Here is a 255-nt window from a genome sequence, read left to right on the forward strand (position 1 = left end):
GGATGTAGGCATCCAGAGTCTCGACCAGCTTCTTAACAGCACTGGTACCCATTTCGTTGTCGTCTTGGCCGTTCAGAGCCATCAGCGCGGAGCCGATGATGATCGGAGTGTCGTCGCCCGGGAAGTCATAGGTGGACAGCAGGTCGCGAACTTCCATCTCAACCAGTTCCAGCAGCTCAGCGTCATCCACCATGTCAGCCTTGTTTAGGAAGACAACGATGTAAGGAACGCCTACCTGACGGGACAGCAGGATGT

The 255-nt window shown here is 55.3% G+C and carries 1 protein-coding gene; it reads right to left on the reverse strand.

Features of this window, described 5'->3' with window-relative positions; genetic code table 11:
* Positions 1-255: GTP-binding protein (locus IB234_RS23845; protein WP_263864211.1), on the reverse strand; the 255-nt coding region annotated here is incomplete at both ends.

It is taken from the genome of Pseudomonas sp. PDM16, from assembly GCF_014851865.1.
Classification (GTDB): Bacteria; Pseudomonadota; Gammaproteobacteria; order Pseudomonadales; family Pseudomonadaceae; genus Aquipseudomonas.